At 66.7% G+C, this 14,040-nt stretch carries 9 protein-coding genes; 3 read left to right on the top strand and 6 right to left on the bottom strand.

The annotated features are described in order from the left end of the window. Positions 1 to 12 precede the first annotated feature (12 nt). The 5 genes from ACIOTO_RS06465 to ACIOTO_RS06445 all read right to left on the bottom strand — a co-directional run bounded on the left by ACIOTO_RS06465 (position 13) and on the right by ACIOTO_RS06445 (position 3,728). Positions 13 to 534: a hypothetical protein gene (locus ACIOTO_RS06465; protein WP_400857109.1), complete on the bottom strand. Its 522-nt coding sequence runs from the start codon at positions 532 to 534 to the stop codon at positions 13 to 15. Between the two features lie 128 nt (positions 535 to 662). Continuing rightward, the gene (locus ACIOTO_RS06460) at positions 663 to 968 is read right to left on the bottom strand and encodes a hypothetical protein (RefSeq protein ID WP_400857107.1); all 306 of its coding nucleotides are present in this window, start codon (positions 966 to 968) and stop codon (positions 663 to 665) included. A 191-nt stretch (positions 969 to 1,159) separates the two neighbouring features. Then, complete coding sequence (locus ACIOTO_RS06455) at positions 1,160 to 1,561, bottom strand: hypothetical protein (protein WP_400857105.1); 402 nt, start codon at positions 1,559 to 1,561, stop codon at positions 1,160 to 1,162. A 190-nt stretch (positions 1,562 to 1,751) separates the two neighbouring features. After that, the gene (locus tag ACIOTO_RS06450; protein WP_400857103.1) at positions 1,752 to 1,907 is read right to left on the bottom strand and encodes a hypothetical protein; all 156 of its coding nucleotides are present in this window, start codon (positions 1,905 to 1,907) and stop codon (positions 1,752 to 1,754) included. A gap of 393 nt (positions 1,908 to 2,300) precedes the next feature. Beyond that, the gene (locus tag ACIOTO_RS06445) at positions 2,301 to 3,728 is read right to left on the bottom strand and encodes a response regulator transcription factor (RefSeq protein ID WP_400857102.1); all 1,428 of its coding nucleotides are present in this window, start codon (positions 3,726 to 3,728) and stop codon (positions 2,301 to 2,303) included. Between the two features lie 464 nt (positions 3,729 to 4,192). Between ACIOTO_RS06445 and ACIOTO_RS06440 the strand changes: the two genes are divergently transcribed. Beyond that, complete coding sequence (locus ACIOTO_RS06440; protein ID WP_400857101.1) at positions 4,193 to 5,176, top strand: hypothetical protein; 984 nt, start codon at positions 4,193 to 4,195, stop codon at positions 5,174 to 5,176. A 239-nt stretch (positions 5,177 to 5,415) separates the two neighbouring features. On the opposite strand, the gene ACIOTO_RS06435 is transcribed toward ACIOTO_RS06440, so the two are convergent. After that, positions 5,416 to 6,645 (bottom strand): hypothetical protein, encoded by a 1,230-nt coding sequence (locus tag ACIOTO_RS06435; RefSeq protein WP_400857100.1) that lies wholly within the window; start codon positions 6,643 to 6,645, stop codon positions 5,416 to 5,418. A gap of 380 nt (positions 6,646 to 7,025) precedes the next feature. Between ACIOTO_RS06435 and ACIOTO_RS06430 the strand changes: the two genes are divergently transcribed. Continuing rightward, positions 7,026 to 8,531 (top strand): polysaccharide biosynthesis tyrosine autokinase, encoded by a 1,506-nt coding sequence (locus ACIOTO_RS06430; protein WP_400857099.1) that lies wholly within the window; start codon positions 7,026 to 7,028, stop codon positions 8,529 to 8,531. A 377-nt stretch (positions 8,532 to 8,908) separates the two neighbouring features. Next, entirely contained in the window at positions 8,909 to 13,975 is a 5,067-nt protein-coding gene (locus ACIOTO_RS06425; protein WP_400857098.1) for a beta strand repeat-containing protein, read from the top strand. The last annotated feature ends 65 nt before the right edge of the window (positions 13,976 to 14,040 follow it).

Here is a 14,040-nt window from a genome sequence, read left to right as displayed (position 1 = left end):
GGGCCTGCTCTCTCACCGCAATCCCTTCTCGTTCATCGACTTCTGCTTCCGCCGCGTCGGAGGACGCAGATGCATCGTGGCGAACGCCAGCACGAAGAGGGACGGCACGAAGAGGCGATCGTCCGGCGCGTATCCATCCGTCGAGGGCCACTCGGAGTCGGCATAGTGAACGGGCCCGGCGTCGCCTACGAAGTACGACACGAGCATTCCGCCGACTCCCAGGGCGAGGAGCGCGAGGAACCACGCCCCGTGGCGGAACCACCACCGACGAGCCGATCGCACGATGCGCAGAGGAAGGCCGATCACGAACGCCGCGATCGTGATCAGGGCCGATCCGACGGCGAACCCGACGACCTGCAGCCCTTCCGTGTACCCGGACGCGGTGATCGCCCAGAACGCGATCGCGATGTCCGTGAGCAGACCGGTGAGAAAGATCTGCACCGCCAACAGGACCCAGTCCCGAGCGACCATGGTCGTCCCGTCCGCAACTGCTGTGGTGGGCTCCACGGGCTCGAGCGGATTCTGGGCGGGCACAGTCGAATCGTATGGCTTCGTCGGCGGAACGCGAGCCTCTATCGAATGGCTCGGGTGCTGCCCGGATCAGACGCGCGCGTCCCCGCCGCGGTCAGCGGATGAAAAGTTGACTGCCTTGTATTGCAGCGTCAGATTCCGTCGTTGATAGGTGATCGAGGAGTGAGCGCGGCGCGGACCAAGAAGAATGCCCCGGTCACCGCCAGAGCTGCGGGGAGTGCGGCCGTCGCGATGGCCGGTAGGAGCCAGTTGCCTGCGAAGGTGGCACAGAGGCTCAGTATGGCCCCGATCAGCCATCCAGCTGCAGCGAGGCTTCCATGACTAGGAAGGCCGCGACAGATCGCGAGCCCGGTGAGGAGCGCGGATGCGACGGCGATGATCGTTCCTGCGTGCGCAAGGAGGCCGAGAGCGTCAGCGAGAGCGAGTGTGGTCTCCATGGGCCTTCTTTCTGAACTGTCCCGGTAAGTCGGTGCACCTGGGAGAGACGGCGGGGCCCCATCTCTCCCAGGTGCTCGCCAGCCTCGGGGTGCGGTGGCGGTGAAGGTGTGGACCTTCATGAGGAGGACCATCTTTGCGGTGCGTCATTACGGCAAAGCTCGACGATGGCGCGGAATGGAGACTATTGGCGTCATTGGTGCGAGATTTCAGCCTGTTCACTCGCGGGGAGAAACGCGCGTCCGAAACGGGTCTTATGGATGATGATCAGCAGGATGGGAAGAGAGAGGGCCGCCGCGATCGGAACCCCCCACAGGGATATCGGGACGGCCGCGAGTGCTGCCCCGCATGTGCTGATCATCCAGGCGCCGCCGAAACCCCAGCGCGCTCCCGCGGTGTCGCGGAGCACCCCGACCGTCACCAACACAAAGGCGGCGGCCGCTCCGACCGCGGCGAAGAGGGTGAGGCTGCTCATGGCCGCCAGGGTCTGCTCGACATCTGCGTCGACGACCTCCGTAACGAGGGCCTCACTCGATGCACGCCAACGCGCCACTGCAAGCGGACCCGAATCAAACCAGGAGATATCCAGGGTCACGCGCATCCTTATCCCTTCTTCTTCGTGTCGTGCGCTCTATAAAGAGCGCCGCACAGGGATATCGTGACGCGGCTCCCTTCGACGGGGGCGGGGACGACGTCGACATGAGATATAAGGGTGTGTTCGAGGAGACATCCACGCATCGCCATCGCGAGTTGCACGAACTGCTCTTGGCTTGCCGACTGCGGGCCTACGAAGCAAAGGCCCGCAGCGCCTCGGCTGTCGCGGTGGTTCTTGCGGAGAAGCGGTAGTGATGGATGAACCCGTGGCTGTCTTCAATCGTCATCGAGACATTGACCTGGTCGTCCGACGGTGCCGGGTTGGTCGCGATCAGCGGTGCAGTCATGCGGTTTCCTTCTCACTGATATGAGGTGGTCGAGGGAGTCCGAGAGGCACACGGGCCGCCGGCCCCAGCCCGGCGGCCACATTTGCCCCTCCCCAGAAGAGAGCTCGGCGTCTCCCCACGAGCAGCCGAGCTCTCCATCGCTCATCGCCACGCCCCCATGGTGTCGATTCGCATTAACCATGAGACGACTGATCGTGCCGATCATCACGACGGTCCGAGGGTGAACCGGGGGTGAAGTTCTCGGCCCCTGTGTGGGCTGGTCCTACTCTCAGGACTGCGGTGGACCCCACACCGACGGGTCACGCATGGTCTCCCCACGGCAACCGCCGTCCCTCTGCGTGACCCGAACCGCGAAGTGTGTCGTCCCGCGCGCGGAGGTCTGGGCGGCTTACGTCAGAGCAACCCGAGTGCGTAGGCTCGAGCGATGGCCTCATCGCGGGTGCTGACGCCGAGACGGCGGTAGAGACCGCGCGCGTGGGTCTTGATCGTGTTCACCGAGAGATGCTGCTGGGCACCGATCTGCCGGAGGGTGAGCCCCGACTCCAGGCCTCGAAGGACGCGCATCTGCTGGTCCGTGACCGAGACCGTCTCGGCTTCAACGATGGCGGTCAGCGGATTCGCTGAAGTATCTCCAGGCGCGGCGTGGCCCTCGGCGGTGGGGATCGATGCGGCGATGAATACGAGACCTGTGCGCTGAGCTGTCTCCCGGAACTGAGTCGCGTCTCGAGATACGTCCTCTCCTCGCCGATGGCGGACGGCGATCTGAACGGCCAGCGCCTTCAACCGGGCTCGCGTGGAATGTTCCTGGTTCAGCGCCGTCGCCGCGTAGCGGGAGGCCGCGTCGTCGTCTCCCAAAGCCAATTCGATGCGCGAACGTGCGGCGTGAGCCAGCGGATGCTCGGCGTGCGACTTCAGGCTCCGCCGCGCCGGATGCGCGCGGCCGGTGGTGAGGAGGAGTTCGGACTCCACCATCGAGATCAGCGGCCCAAACGTGCTTCCCTGGCCCAACCAATCCCCGTATCGGTCTTTGTCGCGTCGTACGGAAGTGGCGGCACCGCGTCGGTCTCCCCACGCCAACGCATGGCGTGCCCGGGCATAGGTGACGCCGGGCCCCCAGCCCTGTTCCGCATTCACTGGCTGGTCCAGCAGAGGAAGAAGGGCGTCTGCTGTCGTCTTCTGAAGCGCTTCGGTGGCTATCAGAGTGCGAGCGATATCCGCGCTGAGGGCGATACGCGGCTCCAGCCAGCCGTCTATCCGATGACCCTGCTCATAGTCGCGCAGCCAGAACGCCGCCTGGTCCATATCGCCCGTTACGGCGAGGAACAGTGCCATCTTCCCCGCCGCGTCCCGGGCGACGAACTTGGTGCGCGCGTCGGGGCCGCGCTCATGTGCATCGCGCAGGGTGATCAAGGCGCCCGGAATATCATCTCCCAACCCGCGAGTGATCCCTGCCTGAAGCAGCGCATTGGGAAGGCGAGAGGTCAAGAGTGCGGGTTGATGCACGAGTGCGATCCGGCCATAGTGCTCCATGAGCTCAGCAAGCTGCACGGCCCGACTCATGCGCCCCCGAACACGGAAGGCGATCATGCGCCCGGCGACCACGTTGAGGAGGTTCAGCGCACGCGATGAGCGCGCAACCTCCTCCATCCCCGGAAGATCGCCGACGTGGGGGAGCGCCGCCTCGCCCAGCATGAGATCGACTTCGTCGGCTGGCGTGTGCAGGCGGATATCGCGCACCGCGGCTGCCCGCGCGTCAGAGGAGAATGCCGCCAAGGGGATCACCCGAAGCGCCTCATCGAGCAGCACGGTGTGCTCGTCCACCAGCTCAGGCCAATGTGCTCCCACCAATCGGACGGCCCTCGGCCAATCCTCGGAGGTGAGCGCGCTCCTCAGCGCGGGGCGGATGAGGTCGTCCCGAGGTGTCTGAATGGTGGGGAGGGGGCTCTCCTCGCGCAAGCTCGCAGACGGTGTCGTCATATGCATGGCTGATCCTTCTCAAGTACACCGCATTGCAGTCACGCCGCCTTCCAGGGGCCGACCTCAGCGCCGATCCGACACCCGTCACCGCTCCGTCCCTCAGTATTCTTGCCTGCGCGAAGCGACGCCACTCGACGGGCTCCATCCGACGCGACGCCCCGCTCGTCTCGTGGGACGTCACGTATGGAGCGTCGGGTCGTTGCCTCGATCGAGAGTTGCATGCGTCGACAATCGGAACCCGCGCTCACGATGAATCGGTGATATTTCGTGTACCTCGAGAGACGAAACGTTCCGAGGGTGAACCGAGGGTGAAAGACGCCTTTCCACCCATCGCCTTCACTAGCGTGCAAGAGGCGGTCGCGCGGGCCAGCTCCGTGCGCATGGCGGAGGGGATCGCGGTGAGGAAGAAAGAACCAGGCATACAGCGGGGTGTCGCGCTCAATGGCCAACGGGCCAGAGACTGGCTCCAGGTGAGAGGGTGGCGAACCACCTCGATGAACCCGCAGGTTTTTGCAGACGTCTTCGACGCCTCCCTCTTCGCGTACTCGCGAACCTGGCTCGGGCCCGGCGAGTATATCCGCGAACCGAGAGTGCCGGCGGGCGTGGGAGATCGCGTATCTGCACTCCTCCTCGTTGAGGGCAGCGCTCGGATCGGCCTCGGCCACGCTCACTCGGACTTCGGAGTCGGCGACCTGGCTCTGGTCGGTGACTATTCGATGGTGAAAATCTCAGCGGATGCGCCCGTGGCTCTCTACGAGATCGTCACCGACTACACGCGCATTGGTTTGGCTCGATATGAGGTCGATGCGACCTCCGGGCCGCACTCGACATCGTCCGACTACTGGCCAGCTCTCGCCAGTGTGCTGAACCAGGTCTTCGGCTCCTCGGCGGCGGTGGACGACTTCGGTATCGGCAGTGTCCGAACGGCAGTGGACAGTCTCCTGCTTGCTTCTCTGAAGGAATCGTCGGCCATCTCGGAACAGAAACGAGCTATGCCGGAACGTGGCCTTCTGCATCGAGCGCGCACGATCATCCGGGACGAGGCTCACTCACCGGCCCTGACGGTCGCGCGGCTCGCGGAGCATGTGCGCATTTCCCGCGCGCACCTTCATCGCGTGTTCGCAGCAGACCAGTCGACGCCTCTCGCGGAAATCCGAGCTGCGCGAATCGAACTCGCTCGTCTTTATCTGCTCGAACTCGATACCGCCAGCGATGCTGACCTTTTCGATGCCGCTCAACGGTCCGGCTTCCCGACGGTTGCAGCCATGCGACGAGCCCTGCGGCGAGGATGAGCATCCGCGCCATGTTCCACCTTCTCCGTTTTACCGAGAGGTGTTAATGAAATTTGGAGGAGACCGGGGAACACGGCCTCCCCCAAATACCGGGCCAGCACGGGGAAGGGGCGCTGGCTTCGAAGGCGGGATTTCTTCACTGATGAAGACGGTCTTCAGGTTGAACTATCACGCCAGGCCTCATTTTCGAGTGATATTGGAGACTATTCGAGCCGTCGATGTGACTTTTCAGGAGAATGTCACCATGTGCACGCAGTCGGCTGACCCTTGAAAGGCACATAGAAGCCGAGGTCGGTTTCGAAACCCTGCCCGATGCTCTCAGTGTTGTACGCGACGATGCGGCCTCCAGTGCCCTCGACGATGGTGTTGTCAGGGGTGAGGAACCAGCCACCGTAGAGCGGCGTCGAGCCTGCGGGGACTCCGTCCGTGAAGTACCAGACGCCGTTCAGGTAGTAACCGTTGACGCCGTTTGTCAGCTGCGCCGGGAGGTACCACCCTGCATCCGTCTGGAAGCCGTCGCCCACCGTCGCGATGTTGGTTCCCACGACGGCGCCGTCTTGATCCACAAGACGGTTGTCATTCGTGAGGAAGTAGCCGCCGTACACCGGCGTCGAGCCGGCCGGGACAGCGGGCGTCGGGTGCCAGACACCATTCAGGTAGTAGCCGAACGTGCCGTTCGTGAGACGCAGGGGGAGCCACCAACCTGCGTCTGTCTGGAATCCCTGGCCCACGAGATCGACATCAGCGCCGACGTATACGCCGTCCTGGTCCACCAGAAAACCGTCAGAGGTGAGGAACCAGCCGCCGTAGAGCGCGGCGGAACCAGCCGGCACTGCGGGTGCGGGACTCCAGACGCCGTTGAGGTAGTAGCCGAACGTTCCATTGCGGAGCTTCACGGGCAGATACCAGCCTGCGTCCGTCTGGAATCCTTGACCGATGCTGTCGACGTCCGCCCCCACGGCGACGCCGGTCAGACCGTCGATGATGTTGCCGTTCGGAGCGAGGAACCATGCCCCGTACAACGGCGTCGAGCCCTCAGGGATGCCGACCGCGGGGTGAACCGTCCCGTTGAGGATGTAGCTGTACTCACCCTCGACGACGGGGGCCTGGACAGCGGTGGTTGCAGTGAGGCCAGCGCTCGTCGCGGTAGGAGTGGCGTTGCCGCCGGTGGCGGGCACGCGGATTCCCGGCAGAGTCACGGTGCCATCCAAGCCCGTTGTTCCGGTGAACGTCGTGGTTCCGTCGGCGAATGTGTATCCGTTCTCGAGGGTCACGGTCACTGGTTCGCCGGAAGCCGGGGAGCCGTTCGATCCGGTCTTGGTCACGACCACGTCGCTCAGGAGCGTGCACGCCGTCGCCGAGTACGCCGGCAACGCGAACGTGAGCGTAGGGTCGCCGACGGATGCGGCAGCGAGTGGCGTCGAGATCGCCATCGCCACGACCGGAATGGACCATGCGGCTCCCGTCACGATCGTGCGACGGGGAATTCCAGACGCTTTGATTTCGGGAGACTGTTCTGCATCCGTGTGATTCACAGGTAATCAATCCTTCTCTTCTGTCGATGATCGCGTGACCCGAGGTTGTCACGAGGGATCGACGCGAAGAGCGGCGAAGTTAGAAGCCGAGACATTCCGAATGTGCACGGGAGACAAACGGTCGTCGAGTTCGGCCTGAGTGCCGCGAGCGACTGCAATGTGGGGAATGGCGAAATCGGAGACTATTCGACCGTTTCATGAGACATTGCGCCAGATGAATACGACGAGCGGATCATATGTCGATGAAGCCTTCTATGCTCGTGCTCAATTGTCCTCCCGTGTGCAGGTCCTCGGGATGTTGAAGGGGATCACAAGTGGAACTGAGCGACTATTTCCGAATTCTGCGCGCGCATTGGATAGTCATCCTGGCGGCGACCGCCCTCGGCGTGGGAATCGCCTTCGGGTGGAGCGCCACCCAACCGAAGGTGTACGGGGCAGACACCACGGGTTTCGTCACCGCCGCCGACGGGGACGGAAGTGCCGGCAGTGCCCTCGTTGGTAACCAGCTTGCAGCAAGCCGTGTGAAGTCCTACCTGAACCTGGGATCGTGGCGCGCGGTGGCGGAGCACGCGATCGAGGAGTTGGGTCTGGATACGACTCCGGAGTCACTGGTCTCACGAGTGTCAGTGACCAACCCCGCCGATACCACCGTGCTCATGGTGACCGCGACGGGGTCGACGCCGAAGAGGGCGCAGGAACTGGCCGAAGCCTGGATACACGGGATGGCGAAAGAGATCGACAAGCTCGAAGCCACACCCGAGACCGACCTCAACCGGGGTGTGAGGCAGACTTTTCGCGACGACGCGGCAGTCAAGTTGATTGTGGGTGATTCCGCACGTCTTCCCACCTCACCCTCGTCGCCGAATACGAGACTCAACGTGATCACCGGGGCGCTCGGGGGAAGCGTGATCGGTCTCGTCTATGCCTTCGTGCGCCATACGGTAGACCGGCGCATTCGTCATCCGCGTGATGTCGAGCGTGAGACAGGTTCCTCCGTGGTCGGCACGCTGCCCCTGGAGAAGACGATGAACGGCAAGCGTCTCGTCATCGACTTCTCGCGCGACACCCCGCACGGCGTCTCGCACCACACGATCGAGTCCATGCGCGAGCTACGCACGAACCTGCAGTTCGTCGACGTCGACAACCCGCCGCGCGTGATCGTCGTAACCAGCGCCGTGCCCGGTGATGGGAAGTCAACCGTCGCGGTGAACCTCGCATCGAGCCTCGCCGCGGCCGGGCAACGGGTGATTCTGATCGACTGCGACCTGCGTCGCCCGGTGGTCGCCGAGATCTTCGGCATCTCCCGCGACGTGGGCCTAACCGACGTCCTTGCGGGCCGTGCCGAACTGCAGGATGTCGCGCATCGTCCCCACCGCGACGTGCCCCTCGCCGTGCTCGGCGCCGGACGGATCCCCCCGAGTCCGAGCGAACTGCTCGGCTCGCACCGCATGCGTGATTTCCTCGACGAGATCAACAAGACCGCGATCGTCGTGCTCGACTCCCCGCCGGTGCTGCCGGTGACAGATGCCGCGGTTCTGGCTGCGAACGCCGACGGCGTGCTCCTGGTGGTGTCCTCCGGCACAACGACCTTCGACATGCTGCAGCGCGCGATCGACAGTGTCAAGCGCACCAACGGCCGCGTGCTCGGCGTCGTGCTGAACAAGGTGCCGCGCAAGGGCGCCGGGTCGGCATACTACGGACGCGAGCATTACGGTGCGTACATGCGATATGGCCGCGATCCGCAGCCGACCGCTGCACCCATCCCTCGGTCGAAGGCCCCCGTTCAACCCGGGGTTCGGCGGCGAGGCAACCCGATCTGAGGCTGCCGGGTCGATGACGACGGCGAGTGCAGGACGCCGTTGCTGGTCCCGATGGACCCCCACCCCGATGGGTGAAAACCAGGGGTGAAAACCAGCCGATCGGCGATCCCCCTTCTTCTCCGGCGGGCAGGCTTGCGGAGGCCCTGACCGCGCGCTTCGATCTGCGATGCGAGCCGTCAGCATGTCGCCTGAGGGGGCGGGGCTTTCCGTGGCGCGAGTGCGCGCCCGGTACGTACAAGGGGAGAGCAGTCTTGACAATTCGTGTTGCCCAGAAGCATCCGACGGGGTCGGCGTCTGAGAGTCGAAGGGGCCGGTGGGCGCGCAGCGCGAAGCGGCTCCTCGCCGGCTTTGCCAGCACCGCGGTGGTCGCTTCGACCATGATCTTCGTCGGTGGCACGATCACCGCCGCACCCGCCGCGGCAGATGACCCGTTCCTGTGCACCCCGGGCGCCGTGTACGTGCAGAGCACGACGCAGATCCGCGAGTTCGCGGTGGACGAGCAGGGTGGCGCCCCCGGCGCTGGAGGCTCGCTCGGGTCGGCCGGCTTCGGCGCCGACCACTCCGACAACGGCCTCGGCATCTCCTCGCAGGGCCGCTACGCCTACACGGTCACCAACTCCGCGTCGGACAAGGTGCTGGCCAAGCACGACCGCGTCACGAACCAGACCACCCGCACCTCCTTCAGCCTCACCTCCGCCGTGCTCCGCGGTGCGGTGCACCCGGTAACCGGTGTGTACTACTTCGCGAGCGGAACCACGAACAACGCGATCAACCTGTACGCGTGGAACGAGAACGCGACCCCGCAGACCTACGTCCAGGTGGGAACGCTGCGTCCGACCAGCGGCAGCAGCGGCTTCGGTGCGAACGGCGACATGGCCTTCAGCGCCTCCGGGCAACTGGTGCTCGTCGCCGACCGATACATCTACTCGGCCGACCTGCCCGAGACCCTCACGCCGAGCACGGCGACCGTCGGCGCCAAGCAGGTGCACGACATGGGCGACGGTGTGCAGGGCAACGGCATCGCCTTCGGAAACCTCGGCCACATCTTCGTGTCGGTCTCGGGCGGCGGCAACCGCATCATCGAGGTCGACCTCCCCCGTGGCGAGACCGTCAACTCGACCCCGCTCGGATCCTTCTCGCCGACCGACATGTCCAGCTGCACCTTCCCGAACACGATGACCCTCAAGAAGGATCTTCCGGGTGGGCGCCAGGCCGCGACGGATCAGTTCGCCCTCGGCATCCAGTCTCCGGCCGGGTACCAGGTCGCGCGGACGAACAGCACGACGACGGGCAACGCCTCCGGCGTCCAGCCCGACTACGCGGGCCCGGTCTTCACCAACCAGGGCGATATCTTCGGACTCTCCGAGACGCCGACCGGCACCGCCGACCCCGACCGCTACGCGACGACCCTGACGTGCGAGCAGCTCAACCCCGACGGCTCGACCACCCCGGTCTCCGTCGACGGATCCGACCGCGTCACGCAGCCCGCCGGTTCCCGCGGCACAGACGTCGTCTGCACCTTCACCAACGCCCGCCTCGTTCCCGGGCTCGATCTGCGGAAGACGTCCGACCCCGCCGCCGGAGCGGCCGTGACCGCCGGCCAGCGCATCACGTACACGGTCGAGGCCGAGAACACCGGCAACACCGCGCTCGACCCCGTGCAGATCAGCGACGACCTCGCCGGCGTCTTCGATGACGCGGAGTACCAGTCCGACGTGAGCACCGCGATCGACGGCACCGAGGTCACCTCGGGCGCGGCGACCGTGACCGGTGACACCCTGGCGTGGACCGGATCTCTCGAGCCGGGACAGATCGTCACGATGACGTACTCCGTCATCGTCGATGAGGGCGTCGAGGGGGCGAGCATCACCAACAGCGTGACGGCATCCGGCACCCCTCCCGGCGGTCTCGACCCGATCGGGCCGCCCGCCGTCGTCACCGAGCACCCGGTCGCCGGGTTCGTGATCGACAAGACATCCGACCCCGCCGCCGGCAGCGTCGTCGAGCCCGGACAGGTCATCGAGTACACCGTGACCGGCACCAACACCGGCGCGACCACTCTCTCGCCGGCCGCGATCGCCGACGACCTCGCAGGGGTCCTCGCGCACGCCGAGTACAACGCCGACATCGCCACCTCCATCAACGGCACCTCCGTCACCACGGGCGCCGCCACCCTCACCGGAGACGACCTCGCCTGGAGCGGCGCACTCCAGCCCGGCCAGACCGTGACCATCACCTACTCGGTCACCGTCGACGAGACGGCATCCGGAGAGGTCCTGCAGAACGTGGCATCCGGGTCGGCCGTCCCGACCACGACCGACCCCTCCGACCCGGACGGGCCGCAGGTCCCCGGCACCCCGATCGTGCCGCCGACCGCGACCACCGAGCACCCGGTCATCGGCTCCGGTTTCACCCTCAGCAAGTCCGCCGACCCCGCCTCCGGCACGGCCGTGCAGGCCGGCGACACGATCGAGTACACGATCACCGGAACGAACACCGGCGACACCGACCTGAACCCGGCCGAGATCGTCGACGACCTGGCAGGTGCCCTCGACGACGCCTCCTACAACGACGACGTCACGGCCGACCGCGGCACTGCCCTGGTCGCCGACGCGACGCTCACCTGGACAGGATCGATTCCGCGTGGCGAGTCTGTCACGATCCGCTACAGCGTGACCGTCGACGAGGGCGTGCAGAGCGCGCTGCTGCGCAACGTGGTCGACGGCGAGGCGACTCCGCTGATCCCGGTGGACCCGAGCGACCCGAACAGCCCGACCACGCCGGGAACGCCCCTCACGCCGCCGCAGGCCGAGACGACGCACCCCGTCGTCGACACCGGCTTCGGGGTCGCCAAGACGGCCGACCCAGCATCGGGGACGGCCGTGCAGGCGGGTGACACCATCGAGTACACCGTGACCGGGACGAACACCGGCAACACGGTCCTCGACCCCGCGACCATCACCGACGACCTCTCGGCCGTGTTGACGGATGCGGCCTACAACGGCGACGTCACCGCGACCACCGGCACCGTCGACGTGGTGGACTCCACCCTCTCGTGGAGCGGCAGCCTCGCCCCCGGTGACGACGTCGTGATCACGTACTCCGTGACGCCGAGCGACACCGCGACCGGCGTGCTGCTGCGCAACACCGCCCAGGGCGAGGCGACGCCGCTCATCCCGGCCGATCCCACCGATCCCGAGAGCCCCACCGTTCCCGGTGAGCCGGTGACGCCGCCACCCGCGACGACCGAGCACCCCGTGGTCAACCCCGGGTTCACCGTCACCAAGTCGGCCGACCCCGCCTCGAGCACCCGCATCGATCCGGGCAGCGTCATCGAGTACACGGTGACCGGCACGAACACCGGTGACACGGTGCTCGAACCGGCTGCGATCACGGACGACCTGTCCGCCGCGCTCGCGCACGCCGCCTTCAACGACGACGCCTCCGCCTCGCGCGGTGACGTCGAAGTGACGGATGCGATGCTCGCCTGGAACGGACGCCTCGAGCCCGGCCAGAACGTCGTGATCACCTACTCGGTGACGGTCGACGCGGACGCCGGTGGCGAGACCATCCGCAACTCGGCATCGGGCACGGCGACTCCGCTGTTCCCGCAGGACCCGAGCGACCCGCAGAGCCCCACCACGCCCGGCACTCCGATCGTCCCGCCGGCGACGAGCACCGAGCACCCGGTCAACGAGCCCGGCTTCACGCTGTCGAAGACGGTCGATCCGGCCTCGGGCACCGCGGTGGATCCCGGTCAGGTACTCACCTACACGCTCAGCGGCACCAACACCGGGCAGACGGCGCTGAACCCGGTCGCGATCGTCGACGACCTCTCGAAGGTCCTCGCCCACGGCTCGCTCTCGGGTGATGCTGTCGCGACCATCGGCGGCACGGCCGCTGCGCCCGTCGAGATCGTGGGCGACGAGCTCTCGTGGACCGGTTCGCTGGCCGTCGGTCAGACCGTCACGATCACCTACGCGGTGACGGTGGGCCCCGGCGCGGTCGGAACGGTCGTCGAGAACTCCGCGACAGGCACGGCGACGCCTCCCGGAGGAGCGGTGATCACCCCGCCGCCCGTGACGACGGAGAACCCGGTCAACCTGCCCGGCTTCTCGGTGTCGAAGAGCGCCGACGCGGCATCCGGCACGGCCGTCGATCCCGGTGCGACGATCACCTACACGGTCACCGGCATCAACACCGGTGAGACGGCGCTCGATTCCGTCGAGATCGTCGACGACCTCGCAGGCGTGCTCGCCCATGCATCGCTCGACGGAGCCCCGACCGCGACGATCGCCGGATCGGCCGTGGCCGCCCCGTCCGTCACGGACGAGCAGCTCTCGTGGGTCGGCGACCTGCAGGTCGGCGAGACGGTCACGATCACGTACTCCGTGACCGTGGCGGCGGACGCCGGTGGAGCCGTGATCGCCAACTCGGTGACCGGCAGCGCGACGCCTCCCGGTGGTGTGCCGCCGATCGAGACCCCGCCTGCTCGCACGGAGCATCCGGTCAACCAGCCCGGCTTCGAGGTCGTCAAGACCGCCGACCCCGCGTCGGGGAGCCGGGTCGACCCGGGCAGTGTCATCACCTACACGGTGACCGGCATCAACACCGGCCAGACGGCGCTCGACCCGGTGATGATCGGCGACGACCTCGCGAACGTGCTCGCACACGCCGAGTACAACGACGATGCCGCAGCGGTGGTGGACGGCGCGTCCGTCGCAGCACCGGTCGTGGGCGACGATGCGCTCACGTGGCAGGGCTCGCTCGCTGTCGGCCAGCGTGTCATCATCACCTACTCGGTGACCGTGGACGGTGCTGCCGGCGGCGAGACCCTCGCGAACATCGCGGAGGGCACGGCGGTCGCGCCCGGAGGCGACCGGCTCACGCCGCCGCCCTCGGTCACCGAGCACCGCGTCGGCAAGGCGGGCTTCACCTTCGAGAAGACCTCGAACCCGGGGTCGGGCACCGCTGTTGCCGCCGGCAGTGTCGTCACCTACACGCTGACGGGCGTGAACACCGGTGAGACGCGACTCGACGAGGTCGTCATCACCGACGATCTCGGGCAGGTGCTGCGCCACGCCGAGCTCACGGGGACGATGACGGCGGCGGTGGGAGACCGCGGCGTCGCCGCGCCGGTGCTCGACGGCACGATGCTGCGCTGGGGAGGCAGCCTCGCCGAGGGCGAGACCGTCACGATCACCTACGCGGTGACCGTCGACGCGGATGCGGCCGGTGCCACCCTCGAGAACGTGGCGGCTGCAGCAGCCACGCCTCCCGGTGGCGAGACGATCACGCCGCCGCCGAGCGCGACCAGCAATCCGGTGCAGACGCCGCTGGCGATCACGGGCGGGCAGCTCGCCCCCTGGGCAATCGGGCTCGCCGTCAGCCTGCTCGCGGGCGGGATGCTGCTGCTCGTGCGTCGTCGGAGGATGACGGCCTGACGCGGTCGCGTCTGCGTGGCACTCGGCCTGCCGCGTAGACGCCCCGCCCAGGAACGGGCGCTCGC

Source organism: Microbacterium sp. NPDC087592, assembly GCF_044743585.1.
In the GTDB taxonomy this organism is placed as follows: domain Bacteria; phylum Actinomycetota; class Actinomycetes; order Actinomycetales; family Microbacteriaceae; genus Microbacterium.
The sequence above is the reverse complement of the archived record's forward strand: the minus strand, read 5'-3'. Positions and strand labels throughout refer to the sequence as shown.